The organism is Leisingera caerulea DSM 24564, from assembly GCF_000473325.1.
GTDB lineage: Bacteria > Pseudomonadota > Alphaproteobacteria > Rhodobacterales > Rhodobacteraceae > Leisingera > Leisingera caerulea.
This window is the reverse complement of sequence record NZ_KI421513.1, coordinates 2,256,004-2,275,924: the sequence shown is the minus strand read 5'-3', so window position 1 is coordinate 2,275,924 and position 19,921 is coordinate 2,256,004. Positions and strand designations below refer to the sequence as shown.

The 19,921-nt window shown below is 66.5% G+C and carries 17 protein-coding genes; 10 read left to right on the top strand and 7 right to left on the bottom strand.

What is annotated here, in order from left to right; translation table 11 throughout:
* Window positions 1-210: 210 nt before the first annotated feature.
* Window positions 211-948, top strand: coding sequence for an NYN domain-containing protein (locus CAER_RS0118155; protein ID WP_027236698.1), 738 nt, complete (start codon window positions 211-213; stop codon window positions 946-948).
* 102 nt (window positions 949-1,050) lie between these two features.
* Window positions 1,051-1,986: a 2-hydroxyacid dehydrogenase gene (locus tag CAER_RS0118150; RefSeq protein ID WP_027236697.1), complete on the top strand. Its 936-nt coding sequence runs from the start codon at window positions 1,051-1,053 to the stop codon at window positions 1,984-1,986.
* A gap of 67 nt (window positions 1,987-2,053) precedes the next feature.
* Here the strand turns inward: CAER_RS0118150 and CAER_RS0118145 are convergent, their stop codons facing one another.
* The 4 genes from CAER_RS0118145 to CAER_RS0118130 all read right to left on the bottom strand — a co-directional run bounded on the left by CAER_RS0118145 (window position 2,054) and on the right by CAER_RS0118130 (window position 5,550).
* On the bottom strand, window positions 2,054-2,515 hold the full coding sequence (locus CAER_RS0118145) for a GFA family protein (RefSeq protein WP_027236696.1): 462 nt from the start codon (window positions 2,513-2,515) through the stop codon (window positions 2,054-2,056).
* Window positions 2,516-2,689: 174 nt separating this feature from the next.
* Window positions 2,690-3,406 carry a flavodoxin family protein gene (locus CAER_RS0118140; RefSeq protein ID WP_027236695.1) on the bottom strand — a complete coding sequence of 239 codons (717 nt, stop codon included), beginning with the start codon at window positions 3,404-3,406 and terminating at the stop codon, window positions 2,690-2,692.
* 138 nt (window positions 3,407-3,544) lie between these two features.
* Window positions 3,545-3,904: a glycine cleavage system protein GcvH gene (gene gcvH / locus CAER_RS0118135; protein ID WP_027236694.1), complete on the bottom strand. Its 360-nt coding sequence runs from the start codon at window positions 3,902-3,904 to the stop codon at window positions 3,545-3,547.
* A 197-nt stretch (window positions 3,905-4,101) separates the two neighbouring features.
* Window positions 4,102-5,550 carry a glutamine synthetase family protein gene (locus CAER_RS0118130; RefSeq protein ID WP_027236693.1) on the bottom strand — a complete coding sequence of 483 codons (1,449 nt, stop codon included), beginning with the start codon at window positions 5,548-5,550 and terminating at the stop codon, window positions 4,102-4,104.
* 215 nt (window positions 5,551-5,765) lie between these two features.
* Here CAER_RS0118130 and CAER_RS0118125 point away from each other — a divergent pair, with 215 nt between their 5' ends.
* The 3 genes from CAER_RS0118125 to CAER_RS0118115 all read left to right on the top strand — a co-directional run bounded on the left by CAER_RS0118125 (window position 5,766) and on the right by CAER_RS0118115 (window position 8,029).
* Window positions 5,766-6,542, top strand: coding sequence for an IclR family transcriptional regulator domain-containing protein (locus CAER_RS0118125; protein ID WP_027236692.1), 777 nt, complete (start codon window positions 5,766-5,768; stop codon window positions 6,540-6,542).
* A 67-nt stretch (window positions 6,543-6,609) separates the two neighbouring features.
* Window positions 6,610-6,924, top strand: coding sequence for a hypothetical protein (locus CAER_RS0118120; protein WP_027236691.1), 315 nt, complete (start codon window positions 6,610-6,612; stop codon window positions 6,922-6,924).
* Window positions 6,925-7,045: 121 nt separating this feature from the next.
* Window positions 7,046-8,029, top strand: coding sequence for a type I glyceraldehyde-3-phosphate dehydrogenase (locus tag CAER_RS0118115; RefSeq protein WP_027236690.1), 984 nt, complete (start codon window positions 7,046-7,048; stop codon window positions 8,027-8,029).
* A 27-nt stretch (window positions 8,030-8,056) separates the two neighbouring features.
* Here CAER_RS0118115 and CAER_RS0118110 read toward each other — a convergent pair whose 3' ends face one another.
* Both CAER_RS0118110 and CAER_RS0118105 read right to left on the bottom strand, forming a co-directional pair.
* Window positions 8,057-8,665, bottom strand: a complete 609-nt coding sequence (locus CAER_RS0118110; RefSeq protein ID WP_027236689.1) for a hypothetical protein — start codon at window positions 8,663-8,665, stop codon at window positions 8,057-8,059.
* 64 nt (window positions 8,666-8,729) lie between these two features.
* Window positions 8,730-8,996 carry a hypothetical protein gene (locus CAER_RS0118105; RefSeq protein ID WP_245597383.1) on the bottom strand — a complete coding sequence of 89 codons (267 nt, stop codon included), beginning with the start codon at window positions 8,994-8,996 and terminating at the stop codon, window positions 8,730-8,732.
* A 564-nt stretch (window positions 8,997-9,560) separates the two neighbouring features.
* Here CAER_RS0118105 and CAER_RS0118100 point away from each other — a divergent pair.
* From CAER_RS0118100 to CAER_RS0118085, 4 genes are all read left to right on the top strand, one after another.
* On the top strand, window positions 9,561-11,363 hold the full coding sequence (locus CAER_RS0118100) for an autotransporter assembly complex protein TamA (protein WP_027236687.1): 1,803 nt from the start codon (window positions 9,561-9,563) through the stop codon (window positions 11,361-11,363).
* The gene (locus CAER_RS0118095) at window positions 11,360-14,989 is read left to right on the top strand and encodes a translocation/assembly module TamB domain-containing protein (protein ID WP_027236686.1); all 3,630 of its coding nucleotides are present in this window, start codon (window positions 11,360-11,362) and stop codon (window positions 14,987-14,989) included. Before CAER_RS0118100 ends, CAER_RS0118095 begins: the two co-directional genes overlap by 4 nt.
* Window positions 14,990-15,201: 212 nt before the next feature.
* On the top strand, window positions 15,202-16,251 hold the full coding sequence (locus CAER_RS0118090) for a glycosyltransferase family 2 protein (RefSeq protein ID WP_245597382.1): 1,050 nt from the start codon (window positions 15,202-15,204) through the stop codon (window positions 16,249-16,251).
* A complete protein-coding gene (locus CAER_RS0118085) occupies window positions 16,248-17,198 on the top strand; it encodes a glycosyltransferase family 2 protein (RefSeq protein ID WP_027236684.1) in 951 nt (316 codons plus the stop codon). Before CAER_RS0118090 ends, CAER_RS0118085 begins: the two co-directional genes overlap by 4 nt.
* 164 nt (window positions 17,199-17,362) lie before the next feature.
* Here the strand turns inward: CAER_RS0118085 and CAER_RS0118080 are convergent, their stop codons facing one another.
* Entirely contained in the window at window positions 17,363-18,115 is a 753-nt protein-coding gene (locus CAER_RS0118080) for a WecB/TagA/CpsF family glycosyltransferase (protein ID WP_027236683.1), read from the bottom strand.
* Between the two features lie 193 nt (window positions 18,116-18,308).
* Here CAER_RS0118080 and CAER_RS0118075 point away from each other — a divergent pair, with 193 nt between their 5' ends.
* Window positions 18,309-19,772: a membrane protein gene (locus CAER_RS0118075; protein WP_027236682.1), complete on the top strand. Its 1,464-nt coding sequence runs from the start codon at window positions 18,309-18,311 to the stop codon at window positions 19,770-19,772.
* The last annotated feature ends 149 nt before the right edge of the window (window positions 19,773-19,921 follow it).

Genomic DNA, 19,921 nt, shown 5'->3' with positions numbered 1-19,921 from the left:
GCGGCACCCCCTGTACACCACCCGTGCACCCCTTGTGCACCCCCTCCCCTACGCACCGGCCGGCAGCTGCAGGCGGTTTCCGCACAGCAAGCCGCCCTTGCATCTTGGCGGGCGCTGCACATACTCAACCCAACCTATCCCGCAGGGGCTGATGGCAGGCAACCGTGCCGCCACCCTGCCGGGCACACTCAAATGAGGCACAACTCCGCCATGGCAAACACAACAAAACCGCCGCTTCTGGCTGTCCTGATCGACGCTGACAATATCTCGGCCAAATATGCGGAGGCGATGTTCGAGGAAATCGCCTCCTTCGGCGAGGCCAGCATCCGCCGCATTTACGGCGATTTTGCGGGCGGCAGCCCTCAAGGCTGGAACAAGGAGAAACTGGCGGCGCTGGCTATTGTCCCGCACCAGCAGTTTGCCAACACCACCGGCAAGAATGCCTCTGACATCGCGCTGGTGATCGACGCGATGGACATCCTGCATTCGGGCCGCTTTGACGGCTTTGTGCTGATCTCCTCGGACAGCGATTTTACCCGGCTGGCCAGTCGCATCCGCGAACAGGGGCTGGATGTTTACGGCATGGGGATGCGCAAGACCCCCGCCGCCTTTGTCAAAGCCTGCAAGCGGTTCATCTATGTTGAAAACCTGCTGGAGGACCCGGGCAAGGGCAAGCCCAAAGCCAAAAAACCGGAGGTCGCCAACGATGACGCACCGGCGGAGCTGGCAGACCCGACCAAGCTGGTGATCCGGGCAATGGACGCCATCGACCAGGACGACGAGTGGTTCACCCTGGGCCAGATCGGCCAGTACATCACCGCCGCCTCGCCGGATTTCGACACCCGCAGCTATGGCAAGCGCAAGCTGAGCGACCTTATTGCCTCGCTCAGGCTGTTCGAGACCAAGCGCGGCGAGGGCAACCAGATCCTGGTCCGGCGCCTGGACTGACACGGCAGGGGATGGCAGCGGCGGGCGGAAAGCTGCTGTCGCTCTGCCCCGGACCGTGGCTTAGTCCGGCGCAAGGACGCGTATAGCAAGCAGGTGAGCCCCATGGCAGTGCTGATCAGCATCGGACACGACGGCTGGTACACGGAAGAACAACTCGCGGATGAACTGCGGTCGCTGGACCCCGGCGCCGATATCCGTCCCCTCTCCGCGCCCGGCAAGCTGGAAGAGATCACGGTGCTGGCGGTCTCGGCGCTGAAGGGGGATCTGCCTGCCCGGCTGCCGAACCTGCAGCTGGTGCAGAAGCTTGGCGCCGGGGTGGAGACCATCGTGGCGCATCCCAGCCTGGCGCCGCATGTGCGGGTTGCCCGGCTGAAGCCGCAGGAACCCGCGCATGAGATTGCCGAATACTGCCTCGCCTATGTGCTGCGCGGCCAGCGCAACATGGCGGCGCATGCGGCCTCGCAGGTCCGCAGCGCCTGGGAGCCGCTGGCACCGGGACGGCCGCAGGAAAAAACCGTGGGGGTGCTGGGCCTGGGCCATATCGGCGGCAGGACGGCGCGGCTGATGCGGGACATGCGGTTCCGGGTGCTGGGCTGGAGCCGTTCGCCCAAGGCAATCGAGGGTGTGGACTGCCGCCACGGCGACGCGGCGCTGCAGCAGATGCTGGGCGAATGCGATTACGTCTGTTCGATCCTGCCCTCCACCCCCGCCACCCGCGGGCTGATCAATGCGGACACACTGGCGGCGATGAAGCCCGGCGCCACGCTGATCAATGCGGGCCGCGGCGATCTGGTGGATGAGGCCGCGCTGCTGGCGGCGCTCGTCAACGGCACCCCCGGCCACGCGGTGCTGGATGTGCTGAGCCGGGAGCCGCTGCCCGCTGACAGCCCGCTGTGGACGCACCCGCAGGTGACCATCACCCCGCATGTGTCGGGCTGGCACCTGGGTGATGCGCTCAAGGACGTGGTGGAGAATTACCGGCGGCTGGAGGCCGGGGAAGACCTGCTGCACGAGGTGGACCGGCAGCGCGGGTACTGAGCTGGCAACGCCAGTCCACCTCTTACCCCCTGCGGAAGGCTGGCCCCTTGGAGAACAACGGCCTTGCCTAGAGGCCCCGGCGCTTTGAATAGTCCGCCATCAGGGCTTCGAGCTCGGCTGCCGTTTCCGGGAACCGGGCGAAACTATGCGTGGCGGGAACATGCGACCATGAGAGTTTTTCCTCTGTCATCAATTCGACGAAAGGTTCGGACCAGGCCGGGTTATCAAACACGGTTGTGCGCAAGTTCACCCGGCTCTCTGCGCCTTGAATACGTGAAAACAGGAAGTTCAAACACTTGGGGCAGAAGTTGTGCTGCCGGCGCTCGGTCCTTCGCCCGCCTGTCACCAGCTCCCCGGTGACAGCGAATGCCTCTGCCGGAAACATCGCGGTCAGAGAATAGGCGCTTGCGCAAAGCTTCTGGCAGTCGCGGCAGTGGCACGCGAGCGTCAGAAGCGGCGGGGCCGTCACCCGGACTTGCACCTGACCGCACAGGCATGCGCCCTCAATCGGGAGTTGAAAAGTGTCCATCGGCGTCTTCCTTTTGTTTATCGGTTTTGCAGCTGCAAGAGGTCCACATGCCCGCTCGTCACGGCAAGGTCCCCCTGCTTCTTCTGGCTGAAAATATCCCCGCCGGAGGCACCGCCTTGTTTCCGGCAGGGAACAAGGCGGATTCCCGGGCCAGCCCCGGACACAACGCTGCGTCTATGACCGGTAATCCGGGTTTTCATAGTCGAACCGGCAGCCCGCCGACCAGGCGTTGCGGTCGTTGCCCTCGTTCGGGTAGCCGCCCGCATCGCGCAGCATGGCCGCCAGGTGCATCAGGTTCCAGGTCATGATGGTGGTGTTGCGCTGAGTGAACTCGTTTTCAAAACCTGCGGGCTTGCCCTCCACCTCATCGCCATAGGATGGCCCCGGCCCGGCCTCGCCGATCCAGCCGCAATCGGCCTGCGGCGGGATGGTGAAGCCGAGGTGGCTGAGCGCGTAACAGATCGTCATCGCAGTGTGCTTGATACCGTCTTCGTTGCCGGTGATGACGGTGCCGCCGGTCTTGCCGTAGAAGATCGACTGGCCCTTATCGTTCAACTCGCCGCTCATCCCGTACAGCCGTTCGATCAGAACGCGGCAGACAGAGCTTTCCTCGCCCAGCCAGAGCGGGGTGCCGATCACAAGGATCTGCGCCGCCTTCACCTTCTCCCAGATCCTGGGCCAGTCGTCGCGGTCCCAGCCCTGTTCGGTCATGTCCGGGTAGACGCCGGGCGGCACCTGGTGGTCGAGCATGTGCAGATGCTCCACCGCGACACCGTTCTTTTCCATGATGGCGGAGGATGCCTCCATCAGCAGGAGGGTGTGGCTTTTGCTGCCTTCCTTTTTCAGCGATGTGTTGATGAAAAGGGCCTTGAGCCCTGTAAATCCGGTCATGGCGCACCTCCTGCGGAGCATGGGTCTGTTGGCGATGACCGGATAGTAGCCCGCAACCGGCGGGTGCATAGGGGGATGGCGGGATCGTGATCGCCGCCACGCGCAGCCTGCTGCGGGGCCCGCAGCAGGCAGGATTCATCAGGAGATGAAATCCTTGTAGCCGGCTTCATCCATGTAGTCGTCCATCGGCGACAGGTCGGAGGGCTTGATCTTGAAGAACCAGGCGCCGCCTTCCGGATCCTCGTTCACCTTGCCGGGATCATCGGCCAGCGCCTCGTTCACCTCGACGATCTCACCGTCTAGCGGCGCCAGGATGTCGGAGGCGGCCTTGACCGATTCAATCACCACGATCTCGTCGTCCTTGGAGACTTCGGTACCCGGCTCCGGCAGTTCGACATAGACCACTTCGCCCAGCTGTTCGGCGGCGTGGGCGGTGATGCCGACGGTGATCAGATCGTCCTCGGGCAGCAGCCACTCGTGTTCCTCGGTATATTTCATGGGGGTATTTTCCTTCGAAGAGGCGTGGGTTTTGAATAGGTTGAGGCCGCCGGAAATGGGCCGCGGATGGCAGGAGGCCGGCGCGGGCAGGTCCTGCATACGCGAGTGTACGCTATCAATGGGCGGGGCTGGCGATCAAGACGGCAATCCCGGAATGGATAGATTTTTTGCGCATCCCACGGCGGCCCCGCGGCTGCTCAGAACAGGTTGAAATACTCGGCCTGCTCCCATTCGCTGACGGTGTCGAGGTAGCGCTCCCATTCAAACTGCTTGAGCTGCAGGAGGTAGTCCACGGTATCCTCCCCCAGCGCCTCGCGGCAAAGGGCAGATCCTGCAAATCCTTCCAGCGCCTGGCCCAGCGAGCGCGGCAACCGCTCCGCGTCCTCACTGTAGGGCAACAAGGTGGGTTTCGGGGCCTCCAGCCCTTCGCTGATCCCCGCCGCGCCTGCAATGATCTGGGCGGCCAGCGCGTAATAGGGATTGGCGGAGCTGTCCGGTGCACGGTTTTCGATCCGGCTGGCGGGGTCATGGGGCTGCATCAGCGCGCGCAGCATGGCGCCGCGGTTGTCCACACCCCAGCCGATCCGGCTGGGGGCCAGCTGGAACGGCAGGTAGCGCTTGTAGCTGTTCACCGTCGGCGCAATCAGCAGCGAAGTTTCAGAGGCGTATTTCAGCAAACCAGCCATCCAGGCGCTGGCGGGCGGGGTCAGCATCCCGGCGGTTTCCGGCATGAACAGGTTGCGCCCTGTCGCCAGGTCCTGCAGCGACTGGTGCACGTGCCAGCCATTGGCCATGGCATTGTCCAGCCGCGGCTTGGCCATGAAGCTGGCGTGCAGGCCATTGCGGGCGCAGACCTCCTTGACCATGGTGCGGAACATGACCATTGCGTCCGCCTGGGCCATGGCGCTGTCGGGGGCAAAGGTGTACTCCACTTGGCTGGGGCCCATCTCGATCTCCACGGAGCGCACCGGCAGGCCCAGTTTCTGGGCGTTGCGGCGCAACAGGTCCAGCACGCCCTCCACCTCGCCATAACGGGTTTCGGTGAGGTACTGATAGCCCTGTGTCAGGTTGCGGGTCTGAACCGGCACGCCGGGGCGGCCTGCCTGTTCGTGGGCGGCGGATTTGTCCGCCAGCTCGAAGATATGGAATTCCACCTCCAGCCCGAAGGTGGCCGCCACCCCCTGCCCCGCCAGCTGGTCCACCGCCCGCTGCAGCACGGCACTGGAGGCAAAGGGGATCCGCTGGCCGTCCGGGAAGACCGGCTCGCAGAAGATCCAAGCCGAATGGCCGGACCAGGGCAGCGCGCGGAAGGTGTCCGGGCGCGGCACCAGCAGCACGTCGCCTGCGCCCTGCATCGGCCCGGCCAGGCCGGTGCCGCCCTCCCACACCGGAAAGGCGTTGCGGTGGGAGGTGTCCTTGAGCAGCAGGGTTGCAGGCGCATTCAAGCCGCGCTCAAAGACGCTGGCAAATGCCTCCGCCATGACCGTCTTGCCGCGCAGCAGACCGTGCTGGTCCGGGAACAGCACCCGCACCGTCTCGATCCCGTCGAACTGCGCGCGGGCGGTGATCTCCGCCGCCTTGCGGCAGTCCTCTGCGCTGAGCAGCCCCAGACGGGCCAGTTTGCCGGATGTGAAGTCTTGTGCCATGGGCGGCCTCTTGATGCAGAGCGGGTTGAAATTGCACCGGAATTACCCCCAGCGTCCAGCCCGCGGCCCAATTCCCCGGTAACCCGTTGCGTAATCCGGATATTACGGAGGTTTCACGGCTTGACAGCGTTCGCAAAGCGAACAATGTGTGCATTATTCGTACAAAAGCCGCCGGATCGGGCGGCAGCATTTCGAGAAAAGGTTTGGCGGCGCAGATGACAGCGGTGGAACAGGACAGGAATATTTCGTCGAGCTTTGCCAAAGGGCTGGCGGTTCTGGCGGTGTTTGATGCGGCCACGCCCAGCTTGACCCTGGCCGAAATCGCCCGGCGCACCGGCCAGGACCGCGCGACCGCCCGGCGCGGGGCGCTCACGCTGGTGCAGGCGGGCTATCTGCGCCAGGACGGGCGGATGCTGTCGCTGACGCCCCGGGTGCTGGCGCTGGCGGGCGGTTTCCTGCAGGCCAACCAGTTCGGCCGCCGGGTGCAGCCGGTTTTGAACCGCCACGCCCGGGAAATGGAGATCGAGGTGACACTGGCGATGCTGGACCAGGGCCGGGTGCTGCTGCTGGCGCAATCAACCGTCGATCACGGCCATATCACCTATGGCTTCACTGCCGGCTCGCACATTCCGCTGGCCCATACCAGCCTGGGGCGGATGCTGCTGGCCGGCCTGCCAGAGGAGGATGCGGCGGCGGTACTGGCAGAAACAGATATCCCGCACCACACCAGCCAGTCGCTGGCCGACCCTGCTGCCATCCTGGACCGCGTCGCCCAAGCGCGCGAACAGGGCTATTGCCTGACCGACAGCGAGTTTGAGGCCGGGATTACCGGCTATGCGGTGCCAGTGTCGCGCCCGGGCCAGACGCCGATCGTGGCGGGCTGTTCTGCCCCGCACGGGCGGCAGCCGCAGGCAGATGCCGAGCGGCTTCTGCGAGGGCTGCAGCTATGCGCCGCCGAGCTACGTCAGGCAGAGGCGGTGGACCACCTGTAAGGGGCGTCTTGCTTTGCGCCGGGTCTGCGCTAGGCTGAGTGCAGGCATTTCCCGCAGGAGCATTTCGATGAGGAAACAGACTGCACTGGCCGCGGCCCTGTGTGCCGCGCTTGCGCCCACCGCGTCCGCAAAAGGCGTGGAAGGCATCAAGGTCAGCGTTCTGGGCCGTGACTGGCTGGTGGTGCCGGTCGAGGGCACAACGGGCCGCTACAGCGCCACGCGGATGAACCTGGAGCACCTGGCCTTCCGCCCGCCCGCGGTGCTGACGGCCCGGCAGGCGGTGCGGGCCATACGGGCGGCCACCGGCTGCAGCGTCAATCTCGATACAATGGTGCGCACGATCACCGGCACCTATTACGCGCAAGTCATTTGCCGCAAATAACGCCGCGTCTGACGGTTGTGCGGTTTTGCCGCCTTTTTCTGAAACATCCTCTTGGGAAATGTGATCATTTTCCCGGGGAGCATGGATTGAGCGGTCCAAGCGCGCCTGCCATAGATTGCGCATGAAACTTGCTATCAACGGATTCGGCCGCATCGGCCGCGCCATCCTGCGCCAGATTCTGACCACTTCGCGCGGAGACGGCATCGAGGTGGTGCGGATCAATGATATCGCGCCCTTGGATATGTGCGCCTATCTGTTCCAGTACGACAGCACGTTCGGCCCTTTTGCCCATCCGGTGGAGCACGGCGGCGATGCGCTGCAGGTGATGGGCCGCAGCATTCCGGTCAGCCATGAGCCCGACCTGACCAAGGTGGATCTGGGCGGCGTCGACCTGGTGCTGGAATGCACCGGCATCGCCCGGACATCCGATGTGGCGGAGCGCGGGCTGAAGGCGGGCGCCGCCAAGGTGCTGATCTCCGGCCCCTCCCCCGCGGCTGAGCTGACCATGGTGCTGGGTGCCAACGAGGAGGCGTTGGGGGATACCCGCATTGTTTCCAATGCCTCTTGCACCACCAACGCGCTGACGCCGCTGGTCAAGCTGCTGGACCAGATTGCCGGCATTGATACCGCGCATATGACCACGATCCATTGCTACACTAACTCGCAGCCGATGGTGGACGCGCCGCGTGGCGATTTCGCGCGCTCGCGCGGCGGCGCGCAGTCGATGGTGCCGACGACAACCTCAGCCATGCATCTGATTGACGAGGTGCTGCCGCATCTGAAGGGCCGGGTGAGCGGCGCCGCGGTGCGGGTGCCGACGGCCAGCGTGTCGGCGGTGGATCTGGTGGCGCAGCTCAAGACCCCGATGGGCGAGGCAGAGTTCGCCGCCGCCCTGCGCGAAGGGGTGGCGGCCTCCAAGGTGATGGGCTGGACCGATATGCCGCTGGTGTCTTCCGACCTGCGCGCGCGGACCGAGTCGCTGGTGATCGCCGGGCCGGAAACCCGTATGGCGGGGGCTTCCCAGGTGCGGGTGTTCGGCTGGTATGACAATGAATGGGGCTTTTCCGCCAGGATGCTGGATGTGGCCCGGCTGATGGCAGGCTAAGAACCGTCCGCAGACAGCGCGGGCTGGCTATCCCTGCGGGCTTTGCCCCTGTCCTGCCAGCCGCAGCCAGCGGAAAATAAGCATCAGGGCGAACATGCAGATCGCTAGGCCGATCAGGTCGCCGGCTGCGTAAACCGCCATCACCGGCAGCTGATCGTCGGGGAAAATCAGGCCCGAGAACACCACCGTCTGCCCCAGCGAGTTGATGACCGACGCCAGCCCTCCGATGGCCAGCAGCCCGGTCCAGGCAATCCGCCGCGACTGACCGGCATACAGATCCCAGCCGAACAGCCAAGCGATCTCAAAGGCCGCATACACTGAGAACGCCCCGACGCCGATGGATTGCAGCAGCACCGGCTCCATCAGCTCCCGCACGCCGGCCGCGGTGAACATCAGCTCCGACAAAAGCGCGCCTGCGGCGAGCGGCAGAACGGCTTTCCAGCCGAACAGCCAGACGCACAGCACCCGCACCCCGTGCGGCAGGTAGGCCAGACTGGCAAAGACGGTGATTTCCGGCAGAAACAGGTTCTGCACCGGCGTGACCACCCAAGCGGTCAGGCCGTGGCAGATGACATAGACAGCGGTGATCACCGCAAACCCCTGCACCGGGGACAGCAACTGGTAAAATCGACTCATGCCGCCCGTTTATCCAGACGGCGCAGAACCTGCAATCATATGCAGCGCCGCAGGCGGCAAACAGTCACTCGGCAGCGGGATCGAAGCGCACCACATAATGCTTGGCCCGGCTGCCGCCAGCCCGCTCCAGCAGCCCCATGTTCAGCAGCGACTTCAGCGTGCGGTGATAGGTGGCCTGAGCAATCCCCTGCACCAGCCGGTGGCTGCGGATCTGGTCGGATTGCACCGGCGCTCCCGGCGCGCTGGTCAGCGCATGGGCCGCCAGCAGAACGTCCCGCTCCGCCGGGCTGAGCCGGTCAAGCCCGATATCGCGCTCCATCTGGAACAGCATGTCGCGCAATTCAAAAATTGATTTTAAAGCATCCAAAACTGTTACCCCTTGAAAACTCAACCTTCTGGTTCAGCACCGGCGCTGCCATGGCCGGGCGGAATGATACCACATGAAATTATCAGACTGACAATTATATGGACAGCAATAATCCACGTGGTATCATTTCCAGCAGGCCTGGCTGCATGTGAGTGGTGGCTGTGCCTGCGTTACCTGATGTAGTTCTTGTTAATGAGTGCCAGCTCCGGCAGGTCCACCTGCCGGAGCTGAACCGAATAGTACAGTTAATATTTCACTTTCCAATCTCGTTTACGGTCATTTTTCCGGTGTTCACGCCAAAGCGGCAAAAAGTTGCTCTTGCCGGACGCGCTCTCCGCGGCTGCTGGTGCTGCGGCGGCCCCGCCGCGGCCCGGATGCGCGGCAATCCGCCGCCCCCGGAGGCAGGCGGAATGCCGCCGCTTTGCAGGTTCCCTCCCGCAATTTCCCCGTGCTAGTCTTAGCGCTGACGCCTGCTGCCCTGCCGGGCTGCTTGGCCCGATATTTTTACGCCCGCCGCCGGGAGCAGACATGAATTTTCCATTCCGCCCGCGCATGACTGCGCGCGCCCTTGCCTTCAGCTTATTGTCCTTGCTGCCGCCGGCCGCCTATGGCGCAGACGCCACGCTGCAGGCCCCCGGGGCCGATGCCGGCCTTGCGGACCGGCTGCGCGGCGCCTCGGCCTCCGTTGCGGCCAGCGGCGAAACCAACGTCCAGGAGCTTCTGGCGGCGGCGCTGTCGGATTACCGGACGCTGGTGCAGGTGCTGTATGACGCCGGCCATTTTGCGCCGGTGGTCAATATCCGCCTGGACGGGCGCGAGGCGGCGCTGATCCAGCCGCTGAACCCGCCGCAGAACGTCAGCAAAGTAGACATCACCGTGCAGCCGGGCCCGCGGTTTTCCTTCGGCAAGGCGGAACTGTCGCCGCTGCCCCGCCAGAGCGACGTTGAGTTCCCCGAAGAATTCGCCCCCGGCCAGCCTGCCAGCACCAGTGCGATCCGCGATGCGGCGGTTGCGGGCGTGCGGGCCTGGCGGCGCAGCGGCCACGCCAAAGCCACAGTGGCAGAGCAACGGATCACCGCCAATCACCTGCAGGCCCGCCTGGATGCCCAGCTGCGGCTCGCCCCCGGCCCGCGTCTGCGTTTTGGCCGGATGACCGTGACCGGCGACACAAGGGTGCGCGAGGAGGCCATCCGCAAGATCGCGGGCTTCCCGGCGGGGGAGGAATTCCACCCCGACCTGATCGCCAAGTCCGCCACTCGGCTGCGCCGCACCGGCACGTTTTCCAGCGTGGTGCTGCGCGAGGCAGAGCAGCCGAACCCGGACGGCACCCTGGATTTCACCGCAGTGGTCGAGGACCTGCCGCCGCGCCGCCTGACCTTCGGGGCCGAGATCAGTTCCTCCGACGGGGTGGAGCTGTCGGGCAGCTGGATGCACCGCAACTTGTTCGGCGCCGCCGAGAAGCTGCGGATCGAGGCGCGGCTCAGCGGCATCGGCAGCAGCAACGACATCGACGGGCGTGTGGCGGTGCGGCTGGACCGGCCCGCAGCGCTGGGGCCGGATGACCTGATCTTCTACCTCATCGAGGCTGAACAGCTGGACGAGGAGCATTACAAGGCCACCCAGGTGTTTGGCGCAGCCGGGGTGCGGCGCACCTTTTCCGACACATTCTTTGCCGAGGCCGCGTTGGGGGTGTCCTCGACCTTGGCCGAGGACGTGTTCGGCCAGCGGCGGTTCAAATATATCGCGGGCCGCTTGCGGGCGGAGTACGACGGGCGCGACAGCCGGGTGAACCCGGCCAGCGGGTATTATCTGCAGGGTACCGCGACGCCCTTCGTCGGTTTTGGCGGCAGTAAGTCCGGGCTGCAGATCGAGGCGGACGGGCGGGCCTATTTGGGCTTGGGCGCGGACGACCGGATCGTGCTGGCCGGGCGGCTGCAGCTGGGCTCTGTCGCCGGTCCGTCCCTAAGCGAGATCTCCCCTACCCTGCTGTTCTTCTCCGGCGGTGCGGGAACGGTGCGCGGCCATGAATACCAGTCGCTGGGCGTCCCGGTTGGCGGCGGCACCGCCGGCGGGCGCAGCTTTGCGGCGCTGTCGGGCGAGGTGCGGGGCAAGGTCACCGACACGATCTCGCTGGTGGGCTTTTACGACATCGGTTTCGTCGATGCGGACAGTTTTGTGTCTGGCTCGTCCGCCCGCCATGCCGGCGCCGGCATCGGGCTGCGCTACGATGTGGCGGGGATCGGGCCGATCCGGCTTGACCTCGCCTATCCGGTCGATGGCGGGTCCGAGGACGGTCTGCAATTTTATATCGGGATTGGACAGGCGTTTTGAGACAGTTACTTGCCTATAGCCTGGCCCTGGGCCTAACCGCAGTGCCGCTGACGGCGCAGGACACAACGGAAGAGGATGCCGGCGGGCTGCTGGTCGATTTCCTGGAGGATACGCTGTCCGGTGACAGCCGCTATATCAGCGTCAGCGGGCTGCAGGGGGCGTTTTCCTCCGAGGCCACGATCAGCAAGATCACGGTGGCGGACGAGCAAGGCATCTGGCTGACAATCGAAGGCGCGGCGCTGGACTGGAACCGCCTGGCGCTTTTGCGCGGACGGTTCTCGGTCAATGAACTGTCGGCAGAGCGCATCGCGGTGGAGCGCGCGCCCGAGCCGCTGCCGCCGGACCCGGAGCTGCCGGAGGCGGCGGCCACACCCTTCACGCTGCCGGAGCTGCCGGTGGCGATTGAGTTGGGCCAGATTAAAGCGGAGCGGATCGAGCTGGGCGAAGCGCTGGCGGGCACCGCCGCCAGCCTCAGGGTCGAGGGGTCGCTGCAACTGGCGGACGGCGCGCTGGACACCAAGCTGGAGGCGGTGCGGCTGGACAAGCCCGGCGACCATCTGCGGCTGGAGGCGGGCTATGCCAACGACACCCAGCAGATCACTCTGGACCTGACCGCGGACGAGGCCGCGGGCGGGCTGATCTCGCGCAGCCTGGACCTGCCGGGCAACCCGGATTTGCAGCTGACCGCCAAGGGCAGCGGCCCGGTCACGGACTTCACCGCCGATATCAGCTTCAGCGCCAACGGGGCGGAGCGGCTGGCAGGCGAGGTGGTGCTGGCGGCCCAGCCCTTGCCTGCCGATGCGGCGCCGGAGAGCCCGCGCGACATCCGTTTTTCCGCCAGCCTGGGCGGCAATATCGACGTGCTGCTGCCGCCGGTGCACCGGCCGTTCTTCGGTCCCGGCCTGCGGTTGAACGTGAAGGGCACGCGCGACGGCAGCGGCGCGGTTGCGCTGGACACGCTTGTCCTGCGCACCCGGGCGCTGCAGGTGAGCGGCGCCGCGGCGCTGGCGGCGGGCGGGCGGCTGGACACCGCCAACCTGAAGGCCGCGATCACACCGCCGCCGGGCCAGGCCGCAGTCACGCTGCCGGTTGGCGGCGGACAGACCACGCTGGCGGCGGCGGATCTGCAGCTGCGCAAGCGGTCGGACGGCAACTGGACCCTGGACGGAGTCCTGAACCAGTTGAGCCATCCGGGCGCACTGGTCGATCAGGCCGAAGTTACCGGCCGCGGCACGCTGGACCAAAGCAGCGGCTTTGCGCTGGAGGGGCGGCTGTCGGCCGCGCTCAGCGGGTTCCAGCCGCGCGACCCGGCGCTGGCCAAGGCCACCGGCAACGATATCCGCTTTGACGGCACGCTCAGCACCCAAGGCCCCGGCGCGCTGCGGATCACGGATATGGAACTGCGCGGCACCGATTACCAGGCGGCGGGCGATGTTACTCTGGATGGGCTGGAAGAGGGGCTGAAGATCACCGCGGACCTGACCGCGGAGGCATCGGAACTGGCGCGCTTCTCGGACCTGGCCGGGCGGCCCCTCGGCGGCACGGTGCGCGCGGACGTGCAGGGCTCCTTCACGCCGCTGTCCGGTGCGTTTGACACCGATCTGGATCTCACCGCCGAGAATCTATCTGCCGGGATTGCCAAGGCGGATGAGCTGCTGGCGGGCACCACCACGCTGGCGCTCAAGGCGTCGCGGGACGAGGTCGGCATTACTGTGGACACGTTCGAACTGGACGGCAGCGCGCTGGAAGCCTCCGCAGCCGGCACGCTGAACAACCAGTCCGGCCAGATGGAGATCACCGCCCGGCTGACCAAGGTGGAGGTGCTGCTGCCGCAAGCGCCCGGGACACTAGAGCTGGCCACCACCCTCACCCGCACTGGCAGGCGGTTTGATGGCGTGGCGGAGCTCACCGGCCCGCATTCCTCCAGCGCCCGGCTGGACGGGTCGGTCACGCTGGAAGGCGATGCCGATTTCGACTTTGAAGCCGCCTTTAACGAGCTGGAGCGGTTCGTGCCGGAACTGGCGGGCCGTCTCACGGCGGAAGGCACCGCGGAGCGGCGCAACGGCGAGTGGCAGATCGCCGCCAGGGCGGATGGTCCGGCGGACCTGGCGGTAAAGACCGAAGGACGCTTTGCCGAGAGCAACGGCGACACCGATCTGCGGTTTGACGGCGCCATCGGCCGGCTGCAGCAGCTGGTGCCGGATCTGGCCGGCCGGCTGGCCGCCAAGGGCACCGCCGCCCGCCGCAACGGCACCTGGACGGTGGACAGCACCGCCAGCGGCCCCGCAGGCATAGACAGCCGCATCGCGGGCAGCTGGAACGAGGCTGAGGGCACCGCGGATGTGACCGCCAAAGGCACCCTGCGGCTGGAGGGGATGAACCCGTTCATCTCTCCCAACCTTTTGCAGGGGCCTGCGAATTTCGATTTGGCCCTGCGTGGGGAACCGGCGCTGGACTCCCTGAGCGGCACCGTGTCGGTCCCCGGCGCCTCGCTGGCGATCCCGGCTGCGGCGCAGCGGCTGGATGACATCAATGCCACGGTCTCCTTTGCCCGCTCCAGCGCGCAGGTGCAGGCCTCGGCCCGCGGCCGCGACGGCGGCACCCTGCGGATCAGCGGCCCGGTGGCGATGCGCCCGCCCTTCAGCAGCAACCTGCAGATTGCCATCGGCGATCTGGTGGTGACCGACAACCTGTCTTACGAGACGCTGCTGAACGGCAGCCTGGCTCTGTCAGGCGCAATGGCGGGCGACAAGCGGATTGAAGGGCAGATCAATGTGGGCGAGACCAATATCAACCTCAACACCGCCGGCGGCTCGGTCTCGGCAGCGCCAATCCCGCCGATCCGCCATGTGAACGCGCCGCGCGACGTGCGCCGGACCCTGGCGCGGGCCGGGCTGACCGGCAACAACGGCGGCAGCGGGGGCGGCTCGGCCAGAACCGAACTGGACATCCTGATCAGCGCCCCCTCCCGGGTGTTTGCCCGCGGCCGCGGCCTGCGGGCGGAGCTGGGCGGCGACATCCGCCTGCGCGGCACCACTGCGCGGCTGTCGCCCTCGGGCCAGATCAGCCTGATCCGCGGCACCTTTGACATCCTGGGCCGGCGGCTGGAGCTGGATGAGGGGCGGATCACGCTCCTGGGCGATCTGAAACCCTACCTGGAGTTCAAATCCACTGCCGCCACCGAAGAAGGCACCGCCACGCTGGAGATTTCCGGCCGGGTCGATGCACCGGAGATCAAGGTGACATCCGAACCGCCGCGCCCCTCCGAGGAGGCGCTGGCGCTGCTGCTGTTCGGCGACAATATCGAGGACATCTCGCCGCTGGCGCTGGCCCGGCTGGCCGGTTCGGCGCTGACGCTCAGCGGGCGCGGCGGCGGTGCACAGAGCAAGGTGCGTCAGGCCACCGGCGCAGACACGGTCGACATTGGCGCCGACAATCTGGGCGCAGGCCAACTGGGGCTGGGCGGCTATGTGGCAGAGAACGTCTATACCGATTTCAACGTCAACACCCGCGGCGACAGCGAGCTGAGCATCAATCTGGATGTGACCAAAAGCCTGACGGTTCAAGGCACTGTGGACAGCGAAGGCGAGACCGGGTTCGGGCTGTTCTTCAAGCGCGACTACTGACGGTGAAGCGGCTGCACTCGGACAGCCGGCCGTCGGCCGGAAAAGCCGGCTCAGCCGCCATCTGCTGAGGTCTGTTCCGGTCATGCACCGGCGCAGCAAGTGCAGCAATCCAGCCGCATTTGCAACTGAGCGCGCAGGCAGCGCTTGCAGCGGCCGGCGGAACCTTGCAGGTTGACTGCGATATTCCCGGCAGGCGCAAGACGGAGCCCCGCGTGCACAGATCATTCGGCCACAGGCTGGCGGCCCGCGCCGGGCGGATGGCGCAAGACGCCCTGCACCAGGCAAGGCTGCACCGGTCGCTGCGCCATCTGCATGGGCCCGCCCAGCGCTTTGCCGCTCCGCAGGAGGTGGTGCTGATCGCGCTGGTGCGGGACGGCGGCTATTATCTCGATGTGTTTTTTGAGCATTACCGGCGGCTTGGCGTCTCCTGTTTTGTGTTTGTCGACAATGGCTCTGCCGACGGCACGGTGGACCGCATCCGGCAGGAGCCGGGCACCGCAGTTCTGCGCTCTGCCCTGCCCTGGCTGGAGTTCGAAAACAGCCTGCGCGCCTATGCCGCCAACCGGTATGGCCGCGACCGCTGGTGCCTGTTTGCCGATATGGACGAGCTGCTGGATTTCGAGGGCAGCGGCACGGCGGGACTTCAAGGTCTGACCGGCTATTTGGCGCAGCAGGGCTGCACCGCGCTGCAGGCGCAGATGCTGGAGATGTTCCCGAAGGGCCCGCTGGCAGCGGCCTGCGGGCTGAGCTATGCAGAAGCGGTCAAGGCTTTCCGCTATTGCGACGTCAGCACGGTGCAGGCGCTGGACTATGGCACCGAGGACACCGGGCTTGCCTATTACCTGCGCCAGAACGCTCTGCCGCCGGGCGGTGCGAGGATGCTGTTCGGCGGGGTGCGCGGCAAGGTCTTCGGCGAGCGCTGCTGCCTCAGCAAGCACCCGCTGGTATTCAACGGTCCCGCCGTGCAGGCGGCAGTGCATCCGCATGTCTCTGCCGGGGTGGCGGTGGCGGAGGTTGAAGGGCTGATCCGCCACTACAAGTTTGCCGGCGACAGCCTGGCGCGCGATTTGCAGACCCGGACCGAGGCCGTCTCGCAACATGGCGAAGACAGGCTGCGCAGCGATGCGATGCAAGCGCAGCCGGAGCTGAGCCTGTGGTCCGAAGCGGCGCTGGCGGACGCCAGCATCGCCGATCTCCAGCGCATTGGCTTCCTGCGCCGCGCACCGGGTTACAGCACTCACTTGGCCGGAGCCGGCGCATGAGCGCCCCGGCCATCGCCGCGGTGGTGATCGGCCGCAACGAAGGCGAACGCCTGATCCGCTGCCTGCGCTCCCTGCAAGGCCAAGTGCAGCAGCTGATATATGTGGACAGCGGCTCAACCGATGGCTCGGCTGCGGCGGCACGGGACCTGGGGGCTGAGGTCGTGGACCTGGACCTGAGCCGCCCCTTCACCGCGGCGCGCGCCCGCAACGCCGGGCTGGCGGCCCTCAGCAGCGGAATTGAGCTGGTGCAGTTTGCGGATGGCGATTGCGAGCTGGACCCCGGCTGGATCGGCGCCGCGGCGGACTTTATGCAGACGCATCCCCGCGCTGCGGCAGTTTGCGGACGGCGGCGGGAGCGGTTTCCGGAGGCATCAGTCTATAACCGGCTGTGCGACGCGGAGTGGAACACACCTGTCGGCGAGGCCACAGCCTGCGGCGGTGATGCAATGATGCGGGTGGCCGCGGTTTATACCGCGGGCGGCTACCGCGAGGGCCTGATTGCCGGCGAGGAGCCGGAACTGTGCCTGCGGCTGCGGCGGGCAGGCTGGCAGGTCTGGCGGCTTGATGCGGAAATGACGCTGCATGACGCGCAGATGCTGCGCTTTGGCCAGTGGTGGAACCGCAGCCGCCGTGCTGGTCACGCCTTTGCCGAAGGTGCGGCGCTGCATGGCGCGGGGCCGGAGCGCCACTGGGTGGCCGAGACCCGCCGCGCGCTGGCTTGGGGCGCGGTGCTGCCCGCAGCCATTGCAGCCGCCGGGCTGGCCAGCCCGTACCTGCTGCTGGCAGCGCTGGTCTACCCGGCCCAGGTTCTGCGCCTTTCCCGCCGCATGGGAACAGAACAGGCGCTGTTTTCAGTGCTTGGGAAATTCGCCGAGGCCACCGGTGCGCTGGAGTTTTACTGGCGCCGCTGGCGCGGCACGGCGCGCGGGATTCTCGAGTACAAGTAGCGCCTTCAGGGGCTTTGCCCCTCTTGGCCTGCGGGCCAATTCACCCCAGGATTTTTTTTCAGCCAGATGAAGACCGGATCCTTTATTCATCTGGCCGGAAATATCCCGGAGCGCGAGGCAGAGCCTCGCAAAATGCCGCCCTCCGGCCACTGTTCCAGCTGGTCTCAGCGCACGCGGATCCGCCACGCCTTCAGGATCTGACCGGGCAGGACCGCCAGGCATTTGGCATAGCGCGGCAGCAGGCGGGACGGGCTGGACAGCGCCCGCCACAGCCACTCCATCGCGATTGCCCGCACCCAGGCGGGGGCGCGCTTCTGATGGCCGCCAAGGAAATCCAGCCCGGCGCCGATGGAGGCAAACCCGGTGCCCGGCGCCAGGCGGCGGCCGCGCTGCGCCAGGCGCTCCTGCTTGGGCGCGCCCAGCGCCAGAAAGCACAACCCGATGCCGGTCTCATCCAGCCGGTGCAAGATCCGGTCCGCCTCCTCGCCCTCCGGATCGAACCGGCCCGAAGGCGCGTGGCACCAGGCAATGTCCAGGCCCGGCACTTCGGCAGTCAGCGCTGCCGCGGCGTCCGCCAGCGCTTCTTCCGTGCTGCCCGCCAGCGCCACCGGAACCCCAGCCTCCGCCGCCAGGCGGCACAAGGGCAGCACCAGGTCCGAGCCCGGCATCAGCTCCACCGGGCGGCCCGCGATCCGGGACAGCCAGACAATCGGGCGCCCGTCCGCCACCACCAGGTCCTGCGCCTGATAGGCGGCCAGGAACGCAGGCGACTGCGCCAGCTTGACAAGGTGATCCAAGTTGACCGTGGCCAGCGCAAAGCCCTGGCGGGCCTTGAACCTGGCGCGGATCTCCGCCTCCAGCAGCGCCCGGCCGGGCATGTTCACCGCCACCCGGCGGCCATTGAATTCGAAATACAAAGCACACCCCCGGTTTCTGCCCGGATCCCTGATACATCCGCCGTCCGTCTCAGGCCAGCGCAGGACGGACCGCCCGCCAACCAGCGTGGCATCGCTGCACACCGTTTACCGGTTCTTGCAAATCCGCGGGACAGCGCCTGCGGCAACCGTTAAACTTTGACACAACAACCGGGGAACGAGGGGAAACTGGCCTGTGCCCAATGCCTTGGCCTATCTGATGCTGCTGGCCTGGCCGCTGGCCAGCGTGGTGCTCTTCCGGCGTCTGCCGCTGGAGCGGGCAGTTCTGTGGTGCATCATCGCGGGCTACCTGCTGCTGCCGCCGCTGGCCGAGTTCGACCTGCCGCTGGTGCCGGATATGGACAAGTTCGCCATCCCCTCGGTGATGGCCTTCCTACTGTGCGTCTTCCTGCTGCGCAAACCGGTACCGCTGTTGCCGCGGCATCCGGCGGTGCGGCTGCTGGCGCTTCTGTTCGTGTTCGGGGTCATCCCCACGGTGCTGACCAATGGCGAACCGATCCTTTTCCGCAAGATTGCCAATTCCGATCCGATCATCTTCCTGACCGACCGGCTGCCGGGGCTGCGCTGGCGCGACCTGGGCTCGGTGGTCATCAATCAGGTGATCGTGCTGATCCCGTTCCTGCTGGCGCGCCGGTATCTGTCCACACCCGAGGCCCAGCGCGAGCTGCTGCTGGCGCTGATGATCGGCGCGCTGGCCTATACCATCCCGTCGCTGGTCGAGATCCGGTTCAGCCCGCAGATCAACATCTGGATCTACGGCTTCTTCCAGCATGATTTCAGCCAGATGATGCGCCAGGGCGGCTTCCGGCCCATCGTTTTCCTGCCGCACGCGCTGTGGCTGGCATTTTTCATGCTGTCAGCGCTGCTGGCGGCCACCGCCCTGGCCCGCACCGCCAAGGGCCGGGACCGCATCCGCCTGGCGCTGGCGGCCGCCTATTTGTTTGCAGTTCTGGTTCTGTGCAAGAGCCTGGCCTCGCTCGCCTATGCGCTGGCCTTTACCCCGGTGGTGGCGCTGGCGCCCTTGCGCTGGCAGCTGCGGGCGGCCTTGGTGCTGGCGCTGATCGCGGTGGTCTACCCGATGCTGCGCAACGCAGGGCTGGTGCCGACCGAAGAGCTTGTCGCCCAGGCCGAACTGATCAGCGCCGAGCGGGCGCATTCGCTGAACTACCGGTTTGAAAACGAAGCGCAGCTGCTGGCCCGGGCCGCGGAAAAGCCGTGGTTCGGCTGGGGCGGCTGGGGCCGCAACCTGGTGCGGCATGAGGAAACCGGGCAGATCCTGTCGATCCCGGACGGGCGCTGGATCATCGTTTTCGGCACCTTCGGCTGGCTGGGCTACATCGCCGAGATGGGGCTGCTGGCCGCGCCGCTGGTGCTGCTGGCCAAGGCCGCGCGGCAGGTGCCTGCGGGCAGCGTCTCGCCCTATGCCGCGCCGATAGCGCTGATCCTGGCGGCCACCATGGTCGACATGCTGCTGAATGCCACGCTGATTCCGATCACCTGGATGTGCGCCGGGTCGGTGCTTGGCTACGCTGAGCGGCTGCTCTACCCGGGCTTATTCCGGCCGAAACCCGCCCTGTTTGGCGGTGCGCAGGCAATGCTGCCTGACACCACCGGGCCGCAAGGGCGCAGCATCCTGTGATGCCGCAATCTTTCCGCTTTTCCGGCCGAAATTGACACAATGCGTCCTTAGGACAGCCGCATGGATTGACGAAGATAAACGAGAGTTCTTCCGGCCCCGCGGAGCAGATGGGGATCTAAGCCGCAGGGCCGGGCCAGCCGCCGGGGAGA